Origin of the sequence: Streptomyces sp. PT12 (genome assembly GCF_003311645.1) — a bacterium.
In the GTDB taxonomy this organism is placed as follows: domain Bacteria; phylum Actinomycetota; class Actinomycetes; order Streptomycetales; family Streptomycetaceae; genus Streptomyces.
Genome location: NZ_QEST01000129.1, coordinates 26157 through 47793, shown reverse-complemented (window position 1 = coordinate 47793; position 21637 = coordinate 26157). Strand labels below are relative to the sequence as shown.

The following is a 21637-nucleotide window of genomic DNA, read 5'->3' as shown; positions in this document are numbered from 1 at the left end:
CTGTAACGGTTCCTCCGCATCCGACGGCGGGCGGCCCCCGCGGCACCCGGTACTGTCGCACCCGTGACCATCCAGGACTCAGGCGACGCGGGCGACACGGGCGACCTCTTCGGGACCGGGCGGCTGCGGCGCGCCGTGCTGACCGCGTGGACCGCGTCCCCCGCCCGGTTCAGGGAGGACGCCAACGCCGAGGAGGACCTCGCGCGCGGCGGCTACCGTGACCGCCTCGTCGTCGAGTTGGCGCAGAACGCCGCCGACGCCGCGGCCCGCGCCGACCGCCAGGGGCGGCTGCTGCTCGCCCTGCGGGACGGCGTGCTGACCGTGGCCAACACGGGCGAGCCGCTCGACGCCGCGGGCGTCGAGTCGCTGTCCACGCTGCGCGCCTCGGCCAAGCGCGAAGGGGAGGCCACCGTCGGGCGGTTCGGCGTCGGCTTCGCGGCCGTGCTGGCCGTCAGCGACGAGCCCGCGATCGTCGGGGCCTCGGGGGGCGTGCGCTGGTCGCTCGCCGAGGCCACCGCGCTCGCCAGGGCCGCGGGCGCGGAGAACGCCGGGCTGCTGGGCGAGTTGGAGCGCAGGGCGGGGCACAGGCACGCCGTTCCGCTGCTGCGGCTGCCCCTGCCGCTCGCGGACGCCAGCGTGCCCGAAGGCTATGACACGGCGGTCGTCCTGCCGTTGCGCGACGAGGCCGCCGAGGACCTGGCGACGCGGCTGCTCGACGCGGTGGACGACACGCTGCTGCTGACGCTGCCGGGGCTGACCGAGGTCACGGTCTCCACGGCGGGCGGGACGCGCTCGCTCGCGCGGCGGCAGTTCGGCTCGTACACGCAGATCACCGAGGAGCCAGGGCCCGCGGGGCTCGCCGTGCGCTCCACGCGCTGGCGGGTGGCCACGGCCGAGGGCGAGGCGGAGCCCGCGCTGCTGGCCGACCGGCCCATCGAGGAACGGGAGCGCCGCCACTGGTCGGTCACCTGGGCCGTCCCCGTCGACGCCGAGGGCGCGCCCGCCGCTCCCGCGAGCCCGCCCGTGGTGCACGCCCCCACCCCGACCGACGACGCGCTCGGCCTGCCCGCGCTGCTCATCGCCAGCTTCCCCCTCGAACCCACGCGCCGCCATGTCGCGCCGGGGCCGCTCACCGACTTCCTGCTGGCCCGCGCCGCCGAGACCTATGCCGCGCTGCTCGCCGAGTGGCGCCCGGTGACCAGCGACATCCTCGACCTGGTGCCGGGGCCGCTGGGCCGCGGCGAGCTCGACGGGGCGCTGCGCGCCCTGCTGCTCGACCTGCTGCCCGGCACCGCGTTCCTGCCGAGCGCCGCCGCCGCGCCCGGGCCCGACGAGCCGGAGAGCGAGATCCCCGCCGCGCTGCGCCCCACGGAGGCGGAGCTGGTGGAACGGGCCGGGGCCGAGACCGTGGACGTGCTGGCCGAGCTGTTCCCCGTGCTGCTGCCCGCGGGGCTCGAACGCCGGGCGGAGCTGCGCGTTCTCGAGGTGTCCAGGGTCTCGCTCGGCGAGATCATCGACCGGCTCGCCGGGGTCGAGCGGCCCGCCGCGTGGTGGTGGCGCCTTTACGAGTCGCTGTCCGGGGTCGACCCCGAGCTGCTGACGGGCCTGCCCGTGCCGCTGGCCGACGGGCGCACGACGATCGGCCCGCGCCGGGTGCTGCTGCCCGCGCCCGGCACCGAGCCCGAGGGCCTTGGCCGCCTCGGCCTGAAGGTGGCGCACCAGGACGCCGCCCATCCGCTGCTGGAGAAGCTGGGCGCGCGGCCCGCGACGCCGCGCGCGGTGCTCGCGACGCCGCAGGTGCGTTCCGCCGTGGCCGCCTCGGACGACGTGGAGGTGTGGGACGAGGACGCGCTTCCGGCCGCCGAGCTGGCGGAGACCGTTCTTGCGCTGGTCCGCGACGCGGGGTTGGAGCCCGGCGACGAGCCGTGGCTCGCCGCGCTCGTGCTGCCCGACGAGGACGGCGACCTGGTGCCAGCGGGCGAGCTGGTCTTCCCCGGCAGCGTCTTCGAAGAGGTCATCCGCCAGGGCGAACTGGCCGTGTGCGACCCGGAGTTCGCCGCCCGCTGGGGCGAGGGGCCGCTGGCCGCCGTGGGCGTGCAGGCCGACTTCGCGCTGATAACCGCCGCCGATGTGGTGCTCGACCCCGACGAGCTGGAGCCGCGCGACACCGACTGGGCCGAGCCAGACGACGTGGGGCTGCTCTACGGCGTGGACGCGTGGTGCGAGGACACCCTCGACGCCCTGCCCGAAGCGCCGCTGCCGCCCGTGGCCGCCGAGGTGGTGGCCGTGCGCGATCTCGAGCTGGTGGACGACGACCAGTGGCCGCGCGTGCTGGCCCTGCTGTCGCGGCCCGCGCTGCGCGAGGCGCTGACCGCGCCCGTGCGGGTGCGGATGCCCGACGGCACGGTGGAGCGCGCCCGCCCTTACACCGCGTGGTGGCTGCGGAGCGCGCCCGTGCTCGACGGGCGCCGCCCCGCGGGGCTGCGTTCGGCCTCGGGCGACCCGCTGCTCGCCGGGCTCTACGAGGAGGCGGACACCGCCGAGGTGGACGACGAGGTGCTGCACGCGCTCGGCGTGCGCACCACGGCGCGCGCGCTGCTCGCCGAGCCGGGGGGCGCCGCCGATCTGCTGGGCCGCCTCGCCGACCCCGAGCTGCCGGTGACCCCGGCCCAACTCCACGGTCTTTACGCGTTGTTGGCCGAGCTCGACCCCGATGAGGTCACGCTGCCCGACCAGGTGCGGGCGGTGGTGGACGGCGAGCCGCGCGTGGTGGAGGCGTCGGAGGCGCTGGTCGCGGACGCGCCCGACCTGCTGCCGCTCGCGGCGGGGCGCGCGCTGCTGCCCGTGCCGCCCGCGCTGGCCGCCGCGCTCGCCACGGTGCTCGACGTGCGCCCGCTGGGCGCGGCGCTCGTGGCCGAGCCGCCCGGCGACGGGACCGAGCGTGACGTTCCCGACGCGGCGCGTCAGCTGCTCGGGCCCGGCACGCCCGCGCGTTATGTCGAGCACGACGAGCTGGTCATCGACGGCGTCGAGCTGGACTGGCGCCTGCCGCCGAACGGCGTGCTGCACGCGGCGACGTTCGAGGGCCTGGCCGCTGGCCTGGCCTGGGCGACGGGCCAGTGGCCCCGCCGCTTCGAGCTGGCCGCGCTCCTGGAGGACCCGTCCCGCGCGCAGGAGCTGGAAACGGCGCGCTGGTTCGACTGAACGCGGTGCCCCGGTCGGACGTCGGGGCGCCCGCGGTCGTGACGCGCGTGTGAACGAGACGGGCGCCAGGGCAGCGGCGGTCGTGCCGTGGCTTCGTGGCCGTTCCGCTGGGTGAGGTCGCGCGGGGCGCTGGGGGTAGTGAACGCGCCCGACGGGCGCTGCCGGTCGCCCTCGGTGCGCCCGCCTGAGCGGGGAAAAACGGGACAGGCACCTGACGTACGTGTGATTGCGAGGTGGGAGGTAGTACCTACGTGGCCCTCAACTCCGTCCTGTGGCACATCCTCATCTTCGGCACCTTTGTCTCGGTGCTCATCGTCGCGGTGACCATCTGGTGCATGAACCGGGTGACCGCGCTGTTGCCCGTGCGGCAGCAGCCCCCGGCGCGCGAGGCGGCGGGCGCGCCCGCCGTCGCGCCGACGCGTGGGGAGCTCACCCGGCGCCTGCTCGAACCCAGGCACCTGCTGGAGAGCAACGCGGCCGACGCCGCCACCGACGTCCGCAGGTTCGCCGAGCGGGTCGCCGCGGACTCGGCCCGGCTCGCGGCCGGTGGCGACCCCGACGGGCTCGGCACCGTCGAGGTGCGGCGGCTGCTCGACGCGGTCGGCGAGCTGCTGCGCATGACCGAGCGCGCCGAGACGCTGGCCGCCATGGTCGGCGCGGTCTACCAGCAGAGCGCTCGAAGGAACGGGGAGCGCGAGCGCCTCTGACCCCGGTGGCATCCCCCAGGGACATCCCCCAGGGGTCAGTCCGACGCCTCTCCGCGCGCCGCCGCGATGGCCGCCTCGCGGCGGCGCACATACACCAGGCCGACGAGCCCGAGCCCGGCCCCCGCGAGGCACGTCCACAGCCACCAGGTGTGCCCGTGGTCCGCGAACCAGCCGTAGAACGGGATCTGGACGACGAACAGCACCGCCCACACGACCGTCCCCACCAGGATCGTGGTCGGGACGTCGCCCTCGAGAGGCTCGGGGGCCTCCCGCTTGCCACCTGTCAAGTCACCCCAGCGCATTCCCGCAGCCTACCGGCGCTCCAGGCGGCGGCCGTTGGCCGTTCCGGTTCACTCCCACGCGCACACGGGAATGTACATCGTCGCATCTTCGGCTATATTTCGTTAGGAAAGCTAACGAGTGATGGCGGTCCCCGATGTCCCACGATGACGATGTCGCCGAGGTCGACGGCGCCGAGGTCGACGGCGCCGAGGTCGACGGCGCCGACGACGTCGACGCGGTCAACACGCTGCGCATCGGCGTGCTCAGGCTCTCACGTCGCATGCGGCACATCAGCGGGGACCGCGCGCTGAGCCTCGCCGAGCTGTCGGCGCTCGGCACCCTCGCCCGGTGCGGTCCGATGACCCCGGGCGAGCTGGCCCGCAAGGAGCATGTCCAGCCGCCGTCGATGACCCGCATCATCGCGCTGCTCCAGGAGCGGGGCCTGGTGGGCCTTGAGGCCCACCCCGGCGACCGGCGGCAGAAGGTCGTCGGCGCCACGGACCAGGCCGAGGCCGTTCTCCAGGCGAGCAGGGCCCAGCGCAACGAGTGGCTGGCGCAGCTCGTCGGCCAGCTCGACGAGGAGGAGTGGGCCGCGCTGCGCGCCGCCGCTCCCGTGCTGCACAAGCTCGCCCACCTCTAGCTTCCTTCCCGTACACCCCCTCGAGCCGTCCCCACGGGGACCCACGCGAAAGACAGGACAAGACCGCGCAAAGGAGAGTCACCCTTGAGTCCGGGACCCGGAGCTGACTCCGCACCCGCATCCCTGACCACGACCGACGCCATATCCACCTTCAGCTCCTTCAGGGTTCGCAACTACCGGTTGCACTTCTTCGGCTCGTCCGTGTCGAACATCGGCACATGGATGCAGCGAATAGCCCAGGACTGGCTGGTCCACGAGCTGACCGGCTCGGCCGCCGCCGTCGGCATCACCACGGCGTTGCAGTTCCTGCCGATGCTGCTGTTCGGCCTCTACGGCGGCGTGCTCGCCGACCGCCTCGACAAGCGGAAGCTGCTGCTCGGCACGCAGGCCGTCATCGGCCTCGCCGGGCTCACCCTGGCCTTCCTCACGTTCAGCGACGTGGTGAACGTCTACCACGTGTACGCCCTCTCGCTCGTCGTCGGCCTGGCGACGGTCGTCGACAACCCCGCGCGGCAGGCGATGGTCTCCGAGATCGTCGGCCCGGCCCTGCTGCGCAACGCCGTCTCGCTGAACTCCGCCAACTTCCAGTCCGCCCGCCTGATCGGCCCCGCCGTTGCCGGTGTCGTGATCACAAGCGTCGGCAGCGGCTGGGCGTTCCTCTACAACGGGCTCTCGTTCATCGCGCCCATCACCGGGCTGCTGATGATGCGCACCTCCGAGCTGACGCCGACCGAGCGGGCCCCCCGGCACAAGGGACAGCTGCGCGAGGGCCTGCGCTACGTCGGCAGCCGCCCCGAGCTGCTGTGGCCCATCGTGCTCATGGGGTTCATCGGCACGTTCGGCTACAACTTCCCTATCTGGCTCGTCGCCTTCACCGACGGCGTCTTCCACGCCGACGCGGGCACCTACGGCCTGCTGAACTCCCTCATGGCCATCGGCTCCGTCGTCGGCGCGCTGCTCGCCGCCCGCCGCGGCAGCCGCAGGATGCGGTTCACGGTGGCCGCGGCCGGGGTGTTCGCCTCGCTGCTGCTGCTCTCCGCGGTGGCGCCGACGTTCCTGCTGTTCGCGGCGCTGATGCCGGTCGTCGGGCTGGCCGGGATGACGTTCCAGGTGACCGCCAACACCGGGCTCCAGATCAACAGCGACCCGACGATGCGCGGCCGCGTGCTCAGCCTGATGATGATGGTCTTCGTCGGCGGAACGCCCATCGGCGGGCCGCTCATGGGCTGGCTGTGCGACGAGTTCGGCGCCAGGGTCGGGCTGCTGTTCGGCGGGGCCGTGTGCGCCCTGGCCGCGCTCGGGGTGGCGCTCGTCCTGGCCAGGATCGGCGGCCTGCGGCTGCGGATCAGCCTGCGGCCAGGGCAGCGCGGCGTCGCGCTCGTGCCGCGGGACCCCGAGGAGCTGACGGCCACGGCGTGAGGCGTTCGCGGCGTCACGGCCTCGGGCTTGTCGACGCCCCGACCTCTAGGGTGTGGGGCGGGGCGCGTCGTCGGTCCCTTGTCCGATCTTCACCCTGGGGAGCGTATGGGACAGAGACTGTTCGCCGCGGTGCTGCCGTCCCGCGCGGCGATGGCCGAGGTCGCGCGCGCGGCCGACGCGCTGCTCGCGGTGCCGGGCGCCCAGCGGCTGCGGTGGCGCGACCGCGCGGGATGGCACGTCACGCTGGCGTTCTACGGCGACCTGGCGGCGGACCAGGTGCTGGCGCTGACGGGGCGGCTCGCGGAAGTGGCGCGGGAGAGCGAGCCGTTTGGCCTGCGGCTCGCGGGCGGCGGCACGTTCGGCGACAGCACGCTGTGGGTGGGGCTCGGCGGCCAGACGGTGGCCCTGGCGCGCCTGGCCGCGGCCGTGGGCCCCGGCGTGGAGGAGCACGACGAGTACCGCCCGCACCTGACCCTGGCCCGCGCGCCGCGCCCCCCGGTCCCGCTCGCGCCGTTCGCCGCGCCGCTCTCCGGCTTCTCTGGCGCGCGGTGGCCGGTGGAGCGGATCGTGCTGATGCGCAGCGAGAACGGGCGGTACACCGAGCATGGCGCGTGGAAGCTGGGCGTACGGTGAGAGGGTGAACGCGAAGACGAGGACCCGCATCGTGACGGCTGCGTTCGTCCTGCTCCTGGCCGCGGTCGCCCTGGGCGCGGCCCTGGGCTGAGCCCGGCCGGCCAGCCGGCTGGCCGACCGCAGGCCGCAGCGCGCGGGTCAGTCCCCGGGCGCCGCGTTCCGCAGCCGCGCCCGCAGCGCCTCGGTCCGGTTCATCCGCTGGGCGGCGGCGAGGGTGAGGAGCCACACCGCCTCGAGCGCGTGATTGCGCGGGTCGAGCGCGATCTCCACGGCCTGCCTCGCGGTGCGCAGCGCGGCGTCTGCGTCACCGCTCTCGCGCTGGAGATCGCTCAGGATGCGCAGCGCGTTGCCCTCGCCGTTGCGGTTCCCGAGCGCGCGGTGGGCGGTGAGGGCCCGCAGGGCGAAGGTGGTCGCCTCGGCGGGATGGCCCGAACGGTGGTAAGCGGCGGCCAGATTGGCCAGCGCGGTCGCTTCGGGGCGGGCCGCACCGATCTCACGGAAGATGGCGTGGGCCTGCTCGAATCGCCTCAGTGCCTCGGGAAGGAGGCGTTGGTGCAGGGCCACAAGACCGAGCAGGTCGAGCGTGTCACCCTCCCCTCTCCTGTCCCTGAGCCCGCGCCGGACGACCAGGGCCTCTTCGTGGCAACTCCGGCTCTCCGCCCAGCGGTTGCTCTCGACATAGGCCATGCCCAGATTGGTCAGCAGCTGGGCCTCGGCCGCGCGGTCGCCCTCCCCGGCACTGAGCGCGTCCCACAGCGCGGACTCGTCGCGTAAGTCGGCGATCAGGTCGCCCAGGGGACGGTGGGGATGGCTCGCGGCCTTTTCGCCGGCTATACGCAGGGCCAACGGCAGATGGGCGCAGAGCCGGGCCAACTCGGCGAGGTGGGCGTCGTCGTCCCCCTCGCGGTGTCCCACGGTGGCCGCTCGGAGGAGCGCCACCGCCTCAGGCGCCGGCAGGGTGCCCAGGGTGGGGCGGTGCGCGCCTTCCCTTATGGACAGCCCCGAGAGGCGGCTGCGGCTGGTGACGATGGTGAGGCAGCCGGTGCTGCCGGGAAGCAGCGGCCTGACCTGGGATGGGCTGGCCGCGTTGTCCAGGACGACCAGCACCCGGCGGTCGGCGAGCAGGGAGCGGTACGGCCCGGCGGCGGGATCCGTGTCGGCCGGAACGGCGCGGGGAGGAACGCCCAAGGCGGTCAGGAAGCGGCGCAGCGCCTCGTGTGCGGCTACCGGCTCGCCAGGGTCGTAGCCCCGCAGGTTGATGTGCAACTGGCCGTCCGGGAAACGGTCCTTGACGCGGTGGGCCCAGCGCAGGGCGAGGGAGGTCTTTCCCGCCCCCGCGGTCCCCGTGATGATGTGGACCCCGGATTCCTCGGCGCTCAGGCGGTCGAGGTCGTCGGTGCGGTCGACGAAGCCCGGGAAGCTGGCGGGCGGTTGGCGGGGGACCGGGGGCGATGACTCGTCTCGCCGGTGGAAGTGCACGCCCCCGCTGATGTTCCCGGCCTGCACCACATCGCGGGATGACCCCGACACCTCGGAGTGCGTGCCGCCGCGGTCCTCTTCCCCCGCCCCCCGCCCGCCGACGGCCTACCCCCCGGTCCGCCGTGCCGACGAGAGGTGCGCGAAGTGGCGGTCCGTGAACGGGATGACTTCCGCGGGATCGAGCCGGGGGACGGTGAGGTCACGCATCGGGGATGTCCTTCTTCGCGGCGCTCAGCGTCGTCCCCGGGATGACGACCAACCGCTCGTCCCCGGCCAGGGTGACGCCTTCGGGAAGGCGCGTCCGGTAGGCCGTCGTGAGGTCGCGACCGATGACCGCGACATCGCCGTTGTCGAGCTGCCAGATGTCGGGACAGTCCTCGTTGTCCTCGGAAACGCCCAGCTCCGCCGGTGGCTTCCCCAGCCGCCGCACGAACGCCGCGGACGGCTCGGCCTCCCGGGCTCGCGTCATGTCCGTCCCCTCGGAGAGCACTCACCCACGGCTACCCATCGTACGCAGCGCGCTCCCCTTCACGCTATGCCCCGGAACGGGTCAAGGCGCTGCTGTGCGTGGAACGTGGAACGTGGAACGCGGGGCGTGCGTGGTCGACCGGGCGGGACAGGCCAGGGCGGGGTGGGTGTGGTGGGGGGAGCGGGTCACCAGGGCGACGGAGTGGAAGACGGTGCCCTTGACGTAGCGGCCGAGCGACACGTCACCGCCCCGTGTCAGCCGTTCCACGGCGGCGTTCACGCGGGCGGTCAGGCGCGTGGCGTCCCGGTCGCCCCCCTTGTCCCGACAGCCCTTTCGGCCGTCGACCAGGACCGTACGAGAGGGCGTGGGGTGGCGTCCATGCGGCATCGGGGATATTCGCCTTGTCGCGTAAGGCCGCCCCCCGCCCGCGGGGGCGAGGGGCGCGGACCGGGTGTCACCAGGCGAAGGACTCGGGGGAGGGGCCCACCGGGGGGAAGATGTCGTCCAACGACGACAGCAGGTCCTCGCTCAGGGTCAGGCGCGTCGCCCGTACCGCCGCGTCGAGTTGGGCCTGGATGCGGGGGCCGATGATCGGGCCCGTGATGCCGGGGCGGGTCAGGAGCCAGGCGAGGGCCACCTCGCCGGGGTCCAGGTCGTGCTTGGCCACCAGGTCCTCGTACGCCTGGATCCGTTCGCGCAGCGCGCTGTCGGCCAGGGCGCGGGCCGAGCGCTTCACGTCGCCGCCCTCGGCCTCCTTGCGCAGAACGCCGCCCAGCAGGCCGCTGGCCAGCGGCGACCACGGGATGACGCCGAGGCCGTAGTCCCGCGACGCGGGGATCACCTCCGCCTCGGCGCGGCGCTCGATCAGGTTGTAGAGGCACTGCTCGCTCACCAGGCCGAGCGAACCGCGGCGCGCCGCCGTCTCGTTGGCCTTGGCGATGTGCCAGCCGCCGAAGTTGGAGGAACCGGCGTACAGGATCTTGCCCTGCTGCACCAGCACGTCGATGGCCTGCCAGATCTCGTCGAACGGGGTGTTCCGGTCGATGTGGTGGAACTGGTACAGGTCGATGTGGTCGGTGCCGAGCCGCCTGAGGCTGCCCTCGACCGCGCGCCGGACGCTGGCCGCGGAGAGGCGGTCGTGGTTCGGCCAGGCCGGGGCGCCGCCCGCCTCCATGCTGCCGTAGACCTTGGTGGCCAGCACCACCTTGTCCCTGCGGCCCCCGCCGCGGGCGAACCAGCTGCCGACGATCTCCTCGGTCCTGCCCCTGCCCGCGTCGCCCCCGTATACGTTCGCGGTGTCGAAGAAGTTGACGCCGTCGGCCAGCGCCGCGTCCATGATCGCGTGGCTGTCGGCTTCGTCGGTGTGCATGCCGAAGTTCATGGTCCCGAGAACGATCCGGCTGACCTTGAGTCCCGTGCGTCCCAGCTGTGCGTACTCCATGGTCCTAGCCAACGACGTGGAGTGCACTCCATGTCAAGGGGGGATGCGCCGCCCGCCGGAACGGCGCCCCCCCTCGGATGGTCACCGCCCCTCAGGCGGCCTTGCGCCCCTTGACGAAGGCGAACGCCCCCGCGCCCGCCGCCACCAGGGCGCCGACCAGGACGATCCAGACGCCGATGCCGGTCGACATCTCCAGGGACGCGATCGCGGCGTCGAGGTCGGGGCCGCTGGCGAGACCCTGGCCCTCCAGGTCCGCGCGGACCTGGCGCTCCGGGTCGATGTTGATCGCGACGACCACCAGGGTCGGCAGGGCCATGACAGCGCCAACGAGCGGTGCCCAGCCCTTCCTGGCCACCAGGCCGACGACCATGAACACGGCCGCGAGGCCGCCGAACACCAGGGTGATGATGCCGTCGCCCTGCATGCCGCCCGAGGACTCGGTCATCTCGCCGAGGGTGGCCTCGGCCCAGGGGAGGAACGAGCCGATGACGGCGAGCGCGGCACCGGCGGTGGCGGCCATGAGAGGCGCCTTGACGGGAGAATCGGCTGTGGAGCCCCCCGCGGGCACCACAGCCGGGTTTGAGAGATGGTTTGTACTCATGGCGAGGAAGGTAGGAATCAACGATTCCGACGGCAACGCCGCTGCCCGCTATGGACAACATGAGCCCATTTTTCTTCGCTTCGCCCGCGTGAACCTCCCCGAAGCATTCTCATCGGGAGGCGGATCTCTCACTTGCGCGCCCGGGCGGGAGGGCCGGGGTGGCAGTCTTGGGGCCATGCCGACCTGGACGCCGACCCGGATCGCGCCGACCCGGACACCGACCCGGATCGCGCCGACCCGGACGCCGACCCGGATGGCGCCGACCCGGATCGCGCCGACCCGGATGACGCCGTGCCGTGCCGCGGTGGCTGGCGCGGCCGCGCTGCTCGCCCTCGCGCCCGCGGGGGTGGCCGTCGCCGAGGAGCCGCCCTCGTTCACCATCGGCGACCCGCGCATCACGGAGTCGAGCGGCCTGGCGGCCAGCCGTCAGCACCCCGGCGTGTACTGGACGCACAACGACCAGGACACCGCCCCCAACCTCTACGCCATCGACGGCGCGAGCGGCGCGACGCTGGCCACGATCACCCTGGCCGGGGTCACGGGCCGCGACATCGAGGCCATCTCACCGGGCCCCGAGGGCGACCTCTATGTGGGCGACATCGGCGACAACTACGACGGCGGCTGGGACGAGGTCTGGATCTACCGGCTGCCCGAGCCCGCCGAGCTGGCCGACGCCACCGTGACGCCGACCGTCTACCCCGTCCGCTACGACGACGGGCCGCGCGACGCCGAGGCGTTGATGGTGCATCCCGAGACGGGTCGCGTGTACATCGTCTCCAAGAAGCGGGACGGCGGCGCCGCCCTCTACGCGGGCCCCGCGGCCCTCACCGACGCCGGGGCGAACGTCTTCGAGCGCGCCGCCGACATCGACCAGTGGGTCACCGACGGGGCGTTCTCGCCCGACGGGACGCGGCTGCTGCTGCGCGGCTACCTCTCGGCGCGCATGTACCGCTGGGACGCCGAGGCGGGGCTGCCCGAGCCACTGGCCAGGCGCGTGATCCCGCCGGGCGGCCAACTCCAGGGGGAGGCAGTTACGTTCACCCCGGATGGGGCGTGGCTCATGTTCGGCGCCGAGGGCGAGTCGAGCTCGGTCGACCCCGTGGAACTGCGCGGCGAGCTGCTGCCGGAGAGCGCCGCGTCCGGCGGGGGGGACAACGGGGAGGAGGACAACGGCGAGGAGGACAACGGCGAGGCCCCGGACGCCGCACGCGACCCCTCCGGCGCGGACGGGGGCGACGGGGGCGACGGGGGCGACGCCGAAGGGAACGCCGGGGACGGGGAGGACGGCGACCTGACCATCTCGGCGGGCCTCGCGACCACCCTCGTCGTCGGCGCCCTGCTCGTCCTGGGCGTCCGCCGCCTGCTGCGCGGCGCGAGGGGCGACTGAACGCGCCGTGCCCTACGGCCGGGCGCGCACCGGGAGCGGCTGGCACATCACCGCGCTGAACGGCGTCGGCGTGGGGCAGTTGGTCCTCGACGACCGGATCAGGCTCCGCGTCGGGTCGCGCGAGATCGGGGGCTGAGACGGGTAGGGCCGCATGGTGCGGTGTCGTGTATCCGCTGGATCCGGTGGGTGACGTGTCACCGTGTGTGGCCTCCTGAGGCGTATGGCTGCTCCCGGTGTCGCCGGCTTCGGTGACCAGTTGGGCAGTGGTCGTCGTGGAAGCCCGGACATCGAGCCTTGGTCCGCCACACAGTCCGTCAGGGGGAGGAGTCAGCGGTGCAGCCGCTACGAGAACAGGACCCACACCGGATAGCCGACTATCGGCTCATCGGCAGGCTGGGTGAGGGCGGCATGGCGTGGTGTACCTGGCCCGGTCGCCGCGTGGCCGGATGGTGGCGGTCAAGACCATCCGCGCCGAACTGGCGGCGGCCCCGGACTTCCGGCGCCGGTTCGCCAGGGAGACGGAGGTGGCCCAGCAGGTCGGTGGGCAGTGGACGGCCGCCGTGCTGGCCGCCGACCCGGACGCGGAACTGCCCTGGGTGGCCACGGCCTACATCGCCGGACCAACGCTGCGTCAGGTGGTGGCCGAGCAGCACGGCCCGCTGCCGGAGCACTCGGTACGCGGTCTGGCTGCCGGGTTGTGCGCGGCGCTGGGTGACATCCACGCCGCTGGGCTCGTCCACCGCGACCTGAAGCCGTCGAACGTCATGGTGACCATCGAGGGCCCGAGAGTGATCGACTTCGGGATCGTCCGTGCCCTGGATGTCTCCACGACCGGGGGCCTGACCTCCACCGGGATGGTGGTCGGCTCGCCCGGCTTCATGTCGCCGGAGCAGATCCGGGGCGAGCGACTGATGGAGGCGAGCGACGTCTTCTCGCTGGGCACTGTGCTGGCCTTCGCCGCCACCGGGCGGCTGCCGTTCGCTGCGCCCGAGGGCCAGCCACACGCCCTGATGTTCCGGGTCGTCAACGATCCGCCGGACCTCACCGGTGTACCGGAGTCGCCGCTGGAACTGATCAGGAACTGCCTGGCCAAGGACCCGGCCGACCGCCCGTCCCTGGCTGAGCTGCGGGAACGGGAGGAGACGCAGTACCGCTCGCTGATCCCGTGGCTGCCGCCGGAGCTCCTGGCCCGGCTGGGGCAGGACGCGGTGCAGCTTCTCGGCCACGAGGACCCGTACACCCGGCTGGGGCCCGCAACGGGCGCCACAGCCGACGCGGAGCCGGCCGCGGCGGCGAGGGCCGCCGCCCTGACCGCACCAGCGCGCCCACCCACCGCCCCGCTCACCACGCCCTCCGCTGGCGGTCCGCCGTACCAGTGGACCGCCGAGCCCGACGGGGCCGGACGGTCCGAGAGGCCGCAGCGCCGGTTGATCGACGAACGCCGCGGTGCGAGCGGCTGGTCGTGGGGTGGTGCATCCCGCGGGATCCTCTACTGGCTCCTGGCTCTCTTCGCTCTGGTGTCAATGCTCACCGCTGCCCTCGGGCTTTACCTTGCCGGTGGCGAGGGAGTGGGCACATACGTCGGCGACGAGGACGATTCGAGAGTCCGCGACATCGAGGGCCCCGCGTACGTCCTCATGGGCGCCCAGATCTTCTTGGGCGTGGCGCTGGTGGTGCAAGCGACGGTCGTCACCGCGCTCTGCATCCGTCGGCTGACGGCCATGCAGGCGGCCAGACTGGCCCTCGGGGCTGGTGGGGCTGCATAGTGAGGTGCCGCGTCTTCCTCGGTGACGACGGGCGCCGCCGCGGCGCCAGCCCGTCCCGGCCCAGCACTCCACCGGCCCGCACGGTGCCGACGATCCGCCGCTGAGCGGCCCTCTCCTGCTGCGACAGCGCCATCGCCGCCGCCGTCTACGGCACCGGACTCCCCGCCCACCGCATCCGGGGCCCACTACCAGGCCGCAGGGGCATCCCACCCCGCGGGAGACGGAACCGGCCGGGACGCGACGCTCCCGATTACTCAGGCCGAGGACCGACGTCGACCTCGAGGACCAACTCGCCGTCCCGCCTCCGGGTGTGGGCGTAGAGGATGGTGGGCTCGGTGTAGCCGTCTTCGCTGGTCATGGCCCAGCCGCAGCCGAGCGCCTCGGTCAGGCACGCGGGGACCGCGCTGTCGGCCATCCATGTCTCTTCCATCCATGCCTCTTCGACGCCTGGCGCGTTATTCAGCCACTCCTCCATCCTGCCCCACTGGGCGGGGCTCGGCGCGTCGGCCATGGGTCCCCCCAGGTAGACGACTCGCGCCCGGTCGCCGTCGGCACGTGCTGTGGATTCCACGGTGAAGTCCTGCGGACTGCCCATGGCCTCGGCTGCCTGGCGATTGTCCTGGTACGCCGCGTCCCCCTCGGAGGTGGCCAGGATCGAGGACGCCACAAGGGCCAGCCCCGCCACGCCGATCCACGCGACCCGGCGGGGTATGCGGCGGCGGGCCACGGCGGGCGTTCCCGCGGCCGCAGGCCGACGCGCCGGACCTGCGGGCGGTGTGGCGGGCGGTGTGGCGGGCGCCTGCGCGGGGGCGGTGGGCCAGTAGGCCGGGTCTGCGGGCAGCGCCTTGGGAGCCGGCGGTGCGTCGGCCACCTGGTCCAGCTGGGCCCGCAGCCGCTCCATGGTCAGGCGCCCGGCCGGTTCCTTGTGGAGCAGGCCCTTAAGGGTGGGGGTGAGGGGCCCGGCCCGCACGGCGGGGGCAGGGGCCTCCGTCACGACGGCGACCAGCACGGCGCTCGGGGCCGACCCCGCGAAGGGCGGGCGCCCTTCCACGGCGGTGTAGAGCGTGGCCCCCAGCGACCAGAGGTCGGACGCGGCGGTGGCCGTGAGGCCCCGCACCTGCTCCGGCGCCATGAAGGCAGGCGTACCCATGATCATGCCGGTGGCCGTGAGGGTGACGTCGCCTTCCAGGGCCGCGATCCCGAAGTCGGTCAGGACCGCCCGCCCGTCCTCGATGAGGATGTTGGCAGGCTTGATGTCCCGATGGGTGATTCCCTTTCGGTGCGCGGCACTCAGCGCGTCGGCCACCTGTCGCCCGATGTCGGCGACGTGCTGCGGGGACAGGGCACCCTGCTGGCGCAACAGGTCGTCCAGTGACCCCCCGGCCACCAACTCCATGACGATCCACGGCCGCCCGTCCGCACCGACGATCCGGTCGTAGACGGTCACGATGCCCGGGTGCTTCAGCCGAGCGGCCGCCCGCGCCTCGCGATCCAGCCGGTCAATCCAGTTGGCCCGCTCCTCGGCGTTCAGATGTTCGGGGAGACGCAACTCCTTCACGGCCACGTCCCGCCCCAGCTGCTGGTCGAACGCACGCCAGACCGCACCCATCCCGCCCTGGCCGAGCAGACTGGTCAACTGGTACCTGCCGGCAAGCAGTTGTCCGTGATCGTCGTCCACGGATGGAATATAGCCGAGCCGACATCTCAGGCCGGGGCTCGGTGGCTCGCAGGTCCTGCACTCCGGCGGCCCCGGTCGCTGCCGGGGCTGAGTGGCGAGCAGTTCGCCCGGCTGGAGCGGGAGCCTGGCGTGCGCAAGCCCCTGGTGCGTCACGGCTGGTCGTGCCGGCTCCCCGTCCGTCGGGCGCTGGAGCGGGACGACGAGGCCGGCCTGGAGCTGCCGGAGGCCGCGGAGCGCGACCAGGACGGGGCTATGCGCAGGAGCCGCCAGGCGGCGGATAGGCCGGGTCGTCGCGCTTGGCCGCCACATACGCCTCGATGCCGTCGAGCAGGCGGTCGAGGCCGAAGCGGATGGAGTCCTCGGTGCTCCTGGCGAACGCCGTCTCGTCGAGGGCGAAGACATGGGGGTAGTCGCCGGTGTTCATCGCCGTCGCCATGATGGGCCCCTGGGCCGCCCAGAACTCCTCGTCGGTGATGCCCGACTCCTCGTTGGCCTGGCGCAGCAGCACATAGTGGCGCGCGAGCCCGGTGATGTAGGCGTCGATGGCCGAGATGATGCTGATCTTGTCGGGGGAGCTGAGCCCGAGGCCGTCGAGCACGGCGAGCGAGGCGTCGAAGGCGCGCAGCGCGTTGGGGCCGAGCAGCGGACGGGCCTGGTTGACCTGGAGCAGCCAGGGGTGGTCGTGGTAGTGGCGGTAGGTGGACCACGCGACCGCCTCGAGCGCGGGCCGCCACTCCGCCTCGCGCAGCGCCCGTTCCTCCTCCTCGTCGGGCGCGGCCAGGTGGTCGAGCATGAGGTCGATCAGCTCGCCCTTGCCGGGGACGTAACGGTAGAGCGACATCGTGCCCACGCCCAGCTCGGCGGCGACCCGGCGCATCGAGAGGGCGGTGAGGCCCTCGCGGTCGGCGAGGGCGACGGCGGCACCGACGATGCGCTCGAGCGTGAGCGCGGGCTTGGGCCCCCGGGTCGCGCGCTCCCGCCCCTGCCACATCAATTCGAGGCTGCGGCTGATGTCACCGCCACTGTGTGCCGAGCTCATGGTGCGCCCATCCTAGAGTCGCGAACGACTGTGTACGGCGTACGCGGTGTCGGGTACGGTGTACTCGGTACAGCGTACCCAGTTGTGGGAAGACGGGTCGCGGGAAGAACAGGTTGCGGGAAGACAGGGAGGGGCGCATGACATCGCGATCGGCGTTCTCGGTCGTGGCCGAGGGACTCACCAAGTCGTTCGGCGGCAAGAAGGCGCTCGACGGGCTCGACCTGGCCGTCAGGCGCGGCACGGTGTGCGGGCTGCTCGGGCCCAACGGCGCGGGCAAGACGACATCCGTGCGGATCCTGGCCACGCTGCTGCGCGCGGACGGCGGCCGGGCCGAGGTGGCGGGGTTCGACGTGCGGCGCGATCCGCGCGGGGTGCGGCGGCGCATCGGGATGACCGGGCAGGCGGCGGCCGTCGACGAGATCCTGTCCGCCCGGCAGAACCTCAGGATGTTCGGCAGGCTCTTCCACCTCGACCACGCGACCGCGCGGCGGCGGGCCGATGAGCTGCTGGAGAGCTTCAGCCTGAGGGAGGCCGCGGACGCGCAGGTCAAGACGTTCAGCGGCGGCATGCGACGGCGGCTCGACCTCGCGGCCAGCATGATCCTGGCGCCCGAGGTGCTGTTCCTCGACGAGCCCACCACCGGGCTCGACCCGCGCGGGCGGGCCGAGGTGTGGGAGGCCGTCAGGGGCCTTGCCGCGGTGGGCACCACCGTGCTGCTGACCACGCACTACCTGGACGAGGCGGACAAGCTCTCCGACCGGATCGTGCTGATCGACCACGGGCGCGGGATCACCGAGGACACCCCGGCCGCGCTCAAGCGGGCCGTCGGCGGGGACCGCCTCGAGGTCGTGCTCTCCGACCCGGCCGATCTGCCGCTCGCCGTCAAGGCGGTGGCCCGCGTGACGCGCGGGGTCGGGCCCGAGACCGACGAGGAAAGGCTCAGCGTGCACGGGCCCGTCACCGACGGGGTCACGGCGCTGACGGATGTGGCGCGCGCCCTCCAGGAGGCGGGCGCGAGCGTGGACGACATAGGGCTGCGCAGGCCCACGTTGGACGAGGTCTTCCTGCGGATGACCGGAAAGGAGAGCGCGTGAACGCCGCGCCCGTCGCCGTCGACACCGAGGGGCCCGAACGCCGCGCGTACTGGGCGCTGGTCGACTGCGGGACGATCGTCAGGCGCGACCTGACGCACCTGGTCAAGCAGCCCTCGCTCATCGCGTGGCAGCTCGGCTTCCCGATCGTCTCCGTGCTGCTGTTCGTCTATGTCTTCGGCAGCGCCATGGACGTCGGCGAGGGCCTTGACTACAAGGATTTCGCGATGCCGGGCATGTTCGCCATGACGATGGCCTTCGGCTTCATGAACACCGCGATGGGCGTGGTCATCGAGAAGGAGCGCGGCGTCATCGACCGGTTCCGCTCGATGCCCATGGCGCCATCCGCCGTGGTGGCGGGGCGCGGGGTCTCCGACGTGCTCCAGGCGGGCGTCGACCTGGCGGTCATGGCGTCCATCGCGCTCGTCATCGGCTGGCGGTCCGACGGCTCGCTGCCCGAGACGCTGACGGCGTTCGCGCTGCTGCTGTGGCTGCGGTTCGCGCTCATCTGGATCGGCGTCTGGATCGGTCTTGTCACGCCCAGCCAGGAGGCCGCGGCGAACCTCTTCGCGGTCGCCTTCCCCTTCGGCATGGTCAGCTCCGTCTTCACGCCGCCGTCGCTCATGCCGGACTGGCTCGGCGCGATCGCCATGTGGAACCCCGTCTCGTCCACGGCCAACGCCATCCGCGAGCTCTTTGGCAACCCCCTGCCCACGGGCGGCAGTTGGGTGGAGGAGAACGCCATGCTGCTCGCGTTCGCCTGGCCGCTCGCCCTCACGTTGGTCTTCCTCCCCCTCGCGGTCCACCGCTACCAGCGACTGGCCCGCTAGGGCCCCCTGGACGGGCGATCGCCCCGCCCGGCCCATGCCTGGCGGGGCCGCCGCCCTCCTGATCGCCGGTCCCGGGCGCGCTCACCAGATCCGGCGACGCGCGGAGATCCTGGGCACGCTGCCGTTCGCGGGGCCGGATCACCTGATCGACGCCCTGGAGCACGCGCCGTTGTTGCACGAGTGCGCCCGGGTCAGGGGCGAGAGGATCAGTCCGTACGAGGAACCTCTTCATCGGCCGTTCACCAAGCTGACCGAGGACTTGGCGCGCCATGGTGCCCGCGTGGTGGTGACCGGGCTCGGCGGAGACGAGATGGTGGCCCTGTCGCAGGCCGAGTATCCACACAGGTCCATGGGCGAGATCGGCGACGGCCTGCCCTGGATCGGGGACCGGGCCCGTGCCGCGCTGGAGTTCGCCGACGACGGCATCGCTCCGCCCGCCGCCGTCAACTCGATGACTCTGTTGTCGCTTGAGACCACGGCACCCGTGCTCATGCGCGCGGGCATCTGGCCCGTGCACCCTTTCGCCGACCCCGGCATGGTCCAACTCGGCGCATGGCTGCCCCTGCACTGGCGTGAACTCAAACAGCTCCAACGCCGCAGGCTTGCCGCCCTCGGGCTGAGCACGGACGTCACCGAATCGCGAGTGCGGGAGTCGTTCGCCGAAGTCGTCGAGCACACGCTCACCACCATCGCGGGCCCGCTGTTCGCTGAGATGCTCCACGATGGCTCGCCTCTCTTCGACGCCAAGCTGGTGGACCCCGACGGCCTTCGGAGCGCCGTCGGCAGGCTGGCCGAAGGGCCGTACCGCGAGGACGGAGACGCGCAGCTACTCGAAGTCCTGGACCTCCACCTCGCCGCTCGATCCTTTCTGTAGTCCCCTTCCACAGTCCCCTTCCACCGCCCTCAGGAGACGCCGTGTTCGCCATGCGCCCGGCCACAGCCGAAGACATCCCCGCCGTCGAGGCCATGATCCTCGCCCGCTCCACCTGGCTGGAGGAACGCCGACTCCCGAGCTGGCGGGGGAACGCCGCCGACCTCGCGCGGCAGGCGGAGAACCCCGAGGGCGACGTATGGCTCCTCGCCGAGGACGGCGGGCCCGTCATCGGGTGCACCACCGTTCAGGAACACACGCCCCCGTGGGGCTGGACCGAAGACGAGCTGAACGAACCGGCCCACTACCTCTACTCGACCGTGACCCACCCCGCCCACCGCGCCAGGAAGCCGGGAACCACGATGGCGCTGTGGGCGCTGGACCGGGCGGCACAACAGGGGCGCGCATGGGTGCGCCGTGGCTGCCACTTCCCCGGGCTGGTGAGATACAACGAGACCCAAGGCTTCGCTCTCCTGCACCAAGTGCGGCGCACCCACACCACGGTGTACCTCATGGGCCGCCGAGCCGAGCGCGTCACGGACCTGGAAGAACGGTTCAGGGCACTCCAGTGAACTCGGGGCCGCCCGCTGGACCCCCTACCACCGGCGCGGGGCCCGTTGAACGAGAGGGCTCAACGCGCGCGGGGGCCGCGTCAGCCGGGCGGGGGTGCCGTTGAGGCGCGGGGTATCAGGGTCGGGGTCAGGACGGGCGGCGGATCCGGCTGGCGCACCTGCGCGTCGGCGGGCGCGATGTGGCGCTGCTCGCGGTGACCGTGCCGCTGATCGCCGCGGCCTTCGCGGCCGGGGCGAGGTGGCCGCTGTACGGCGGCGTTCGGGGGTAGGTGCCAGGAACGCGCGAGGGCCCCTTGAACCCAAGCCCAAGTACGGGTGCGCGGGGCCCTCGTCCGTTCCGGGTGGGAATCAGAGGCGTTCGATGACGTAGTCCACGCAGCGCGTCAGCGCCTCGACGTCGTCGGGGGCCACCGCGGGGTACATCGCGACGCGCAGCTGGTTGCGGCCGAGCTTGCGGTAGGGCTCGGTGTCCACCACGCCGTTGGCGCGCAGGGCCTTCGCCACGGCCGCCGCGTCCACGCCGCCCTCGCCCTCGGTGAAGTCGATCGTGCCGACGACCTGCGACCGCTGCGCGGGGTCGGTCACGAACGGCGTCGCGTACTCCGCCTTCTCCGCCCAGCCGTACAGCCGCGCCGCCGAGTCGGCGGTGCGCTCGACGGCCCACGGCAGGCCGCCCTGGCCGTTGAGCCAGTCCAGCTGCTCGGCCAGCAGGAACAGCGTCGAGACGGCGGGAGTGTTGTACGTCTGGTTCTTCCGTGAGTTCTCGATGGCGGTCGGCAGCGAGAAGAACTCGGGGATGTGCCGCCCCGACGCGGCGATCCGCTCGGCGCGTTCGACGGCGGCGGGGGAGAAGGCCGCCACCCACAGGCCGCCGTCCGACGCGAACGACTTCTGCGGGGCGAAGTAGTAGACGTCCGTCTCGGCGATGTCCACCGGCAGGCCGCCCGCGCCCGACGTGGCGTCCACCAGGACGAGCGCGCCCTCGTCCGCGCCCGCGACCCGGTGGATCGGCGCGGCGACGCCCGTGGAGGTCTCGTTGTGCGTCAGGGCGTAGGTGTCGGCGCCGCGCTCCGCGCGCGGGACGGGGTGGGAACCGGGGTTCGCGGTGACGACCGTGGGCTCGTCGAGCCAGGGCGCCTTGCTGGCCGCCTTGGTGAACTTCGACGAGAACTCGCCGAACGACAGGTGCTGCGACTTGGCCTCGATCAGCCCGTGCGTCGCGACGTCCCAGAACGCCGTGGAACCGCCGTTCCCCAGGACGACCTCGTATCCGTCGGGGAGGGAAAGCAGCGCGGAGACGCCCTCGCGGACCCGGCCGACCAGGTCGCGCACGGGGGCCTGGCGATGGGACGTGCCGAGCAGGGAGCTGCCGGTCGCGACCAGGGCGTCGAGCGCCTCGGTGCGGACCTTGGACGGGCCAGAGCCGAACCGGCCGTCGGCGGGCTTGATGTCAGCGGGAATCTGGATATCGGCCACGAGCCGGAGCGTAGCCCCTCGGGCGGGGGTACCGCACATCCGGCCCGTGGCG

Annotated in this window: 21 protein-coding genes; 12 read left to right on the top strand and 9 right to left on the bottom strand. The window is 73.0% G+C overall.

Going from position 1 to position 21637, the window contains the following annotated elements:
* Positions 1-63 precede the first annotated feature (63 nt).
* Together DEH69_RS13885 and DEH69_RS13880 are read left to right on the top strand one after the other, a co-directional pair.
* Positions 64-3204, top strand: coding sequence for a sacsin N-terminal ATP-binding-like domain-containing protein (locus DEH69_RS13885; protein WP_258534658.1), 3141 nt, complete (start codon positions 64-66; stop codon positions 3202-3204).
* 233 nt (positions 3205-3437) lie between these two features.
* Positions 3438-3911, top strand: coding sequence for a hypothetical protein (locus DEH69_RS13880; RefSeq protein ID WP_147255579.1), 474 nt, complete (start codon positions 3438-3440; stop codon positions 3909-3911).
* A 35-nt stretch (positions 3912-3946) separates the two neighbouring features.
* On the opposite strand, the gene DEH69_RS13875 is transcribed toward DEH69_RS13880, so the two are convergent.
* Positions 3947-4213, bottom strand: a complete 267-nt coding sequence (locus tag DEH69_RS13875; RefSeq protein ID WP_113687253.1) for a DUF2530 domain-containing protein — start codon at positions 4211-4213, stop codon at positions 3947-3949.
* 134 nt (positions 4214-4347) lie between these two features.
* Between DEH69_RS13875 and DEH69_RS13870 the strand changes: the two genes are divergently transcribed.
* The 3 genes from DEH69_RS13870 to thpR all read left to right on the top strand — a co-directional run bounded on the left by DEH69_RS13870 (position 4348) and on the right by thpR (position 6885).
* Positions 4348-4833, top strand: coding sequence for a MarR family winged helix-turn-helix transcriptional regulator (locus DEH69_RS13870; protein WP_113687252.1), 486 nt, complete (start codon positions 4348-4350; stop codon positions 4831-4833).
* A gap of 84 nt (positions 4834-4917) precedes the next feature.
* Positions 4918-6252 (top strand): MFS transporter, encoded by a 1335-nt coding sequence (locus DEH69_RS13865; RefSeq protein ID WP_113687251.1) that lies wholly within the window; start codon positions 4918-4920, stop codon positions 6250-6252.
* Positions 6253-6357: 105 nt separating this feature from the next.
* Positions 6358-6885 carry an RNA 2',3'-cyclic phosphodiesterase gene (gene thpR / locus DEH69_RS13860; protein ID WP_113687250.1) on the top strand — a complete coding sequence of 176 codons (528 nt, stop codon included), beginning with the start codon at positions 6358-6360 and terminating at the stop codon, positions 6883-6885.
* Between the two features lie 138 nt (positions 6886-7023).
* Here thpR and DEH69_RS13855 read toward each other — a convergent pair whose 3' ends face one another.
* From DEH69_RS13855 to DEH69_RS13840, 5 genes are all read right to left on the bottom strand, one after another.
* Positions 7024-8415, bottom strand: coding sequence for a tetratricopeptide repeat protein (locus DEH69_RS13855; protein WP_113687249.1), 1392 nt, complete (start codon positions 8413-8415; stop codon positions 7024-7026).
* A 148-nt stretch (positions 8416-8563) separates the two neighbouring features.
* A complete protein-coding gene (locus tag DEH69_RS13850; RefSeq protein ID WP_113687395.1) occupies positions 8564-8833 on the bottom strand; it encodes a hypothetical protein in 270 nt (89 codons plus the stop codon).
* 81 nt (positions 8834-8914) lie between these two features.
* The gene (locus tag DEH69_RS30985) at positions 8915-9220 is read right to left on the bottom strand and encodes a hypothetical protein (protein ID WP_147255577.1); all 306 of its coding nucleotides are present in this window, start codon (positions 9218-9220) and stop codon (positions 8915-8917) included.
* Positions 9221-9287: 67 nt separating this feature from the next.
* Positions 9288-10274, bottom strand: a complete 987-nt coding sequence (locus tag DEH69_RS13845; RefSeq protein ID WP_113687248.1) for an aldo/keto reductase — start codon at positions 10272-10274, stop codon at positions 9288-9290.
* A gap of 91 nt (positions 10275-10365) precedes the next feature.
* Positions 10366-10794, bottom strand: coding sequence for a hypothetical protein (locus DEH69_RS13840; RefSeq protein WP_113687247.1), 429 nt, complete (start codon positions 10792-10794; stop codon positions 10366-10368).
* Positions 10795-11179: 385 nt separating this feature from the next.
* Here DEH69_RS13840 and DEH69_RS31510 point away from each other — a divergent pair, with 385 nt between their 5' ends.
* From DEH69_RS31510 to DEH69_RS33450, 3 genes are all read left to right on the top strand, one after another.
* Positions 11180-12262, top strand: coding sequence for a hypothetical protein (locus DEH69_RS31510; protein ID WP_181727429.1), 1083 nt, complete (start codon positions 11180-11182; stop codon positions 12260-12262).
* Between the two features lie 7 nt (positions 12263-12269).
* The gene (locus tag DEH69_RS32710; protein ID WP_258534657.1) at positions 12270-12398 is read left to right on the top strand and encodes a hypothetical protein; all 129 of its coding nucleotides are present in this window, start codon (positions 12270-12272) and stop codon (positions 12396-12398) included.
* Positions 12399-12708: 310 nt separating this feature from the next.
* Complete coding sequence (locus DEH69_RS33450) at positions 12709-14028, top strand: serine/threonine-protein kinase (protein ID WP_309302795.1); 1320 nt, start codon at positions 12709-12711, stop codon at positions 14026-14028.
* A 250-nt stretch (positions 14029-14278) separates the two neighbouring features.
* On the opposite strand, the gene DEH69_RS13820 is transcribed toward DEH69_RS33450, so the two are convergent.
* Both DEH69_RS13820 and DEH69_RS13815 read right to left on the bottom strand, forming a co-directional pair.
* Complete coding sequence (locus tag DEH69_RS13820) at positions 14279-15706, bottom strand: serine/threonine-protein kinase (protein ID WP_258534656.1); 1428 nt, start codon at positions 15704-15706, stop codon at positions 14279-14281.
* 250 nt (positions 15707-15956) lie between these two features.
* Positions 15957-16745, bottom strand: coding sequence for a TetR/AcrR family transcriptional regulator (locus DEH69_RS13815; protein ID WP_113687246.1), 789 nt, complete (start codon positions 16743-16745; stop codon positions 15957-15959).
* Positions 16746-16882: 137 nt separating this feature from the next.
* Between DEH69_RS13815 and DEH69_RS13810 the strand changes: the two genes are divergently transcribed.
* Genes DEH69_RS13810 through DEH69_RS13795 form a run of 4 tightly spaced genes read left to right on the top strand, consistent with a single transcriptional unit; the run spans position 16883 to position 20109 of the window.
* Positions 16883-17839, top strand: a complete 957-nt coding sequence (locus DEH69_RS13810) for an ATP-binding cassette domain-containing protein (RefSeq protein WP_113687245.1) — start codon at positions 16883-16885, stop codon at positions 17837-17839.
* A complete protein-coding gene (locus DEH69_RS13805) occupies positions 17836-18666 on the top strand; it encodes an ABC transporter permease (RefSeq protein WP_113687244.1) in 831 nt (276 codons plus the stop codon). Before DEH69_RS13810 ends, DEH69_RS13805 begins: the two co-directional genes overlap by 4 nt.
* 34 nt (positions 18667-18700) lie before the next feature.
* Positions 18701-19540, top strand: coding sequence for a hypothetical protein (locus tag DEH69_RS13800; RefSeq protein WP_258534655.1), 840 nt, complete (start codon positions 18701-18703; stop codon positions 19538-19540).
* Positions 19541-19590: 50 nt separating this feature from the next.
* Positions 19591-20109: a GNAT family N-acetyltransferase gene (locus DEH69_RS13795; protein ID WP_220131261.1), complete on the top strand. Its 519-nt coding sequence runs from the start codon at positions 19591-19593 to the stop codon at positions 20107-20109.
* A 348-nt stretch (positions 20110-20457) separates the two neighbouring features.
* Here DEH69_RS13795 and serC read toward each other — a convergent pair whose 3' ends face one another.
* Positions 20458-21585, bottom strand: a complete 1128-nt coding sequence (gene serC, locus DEH69_RS13790; RefSeq protein ID WP_113687242.1) for a phosphoserine transaminase — start codon at positions 21583-21585, stop codon at positions 20458-20460.
* Between the last annotated feature and the right edge of the window lie 52 nt (positions 21586-21637).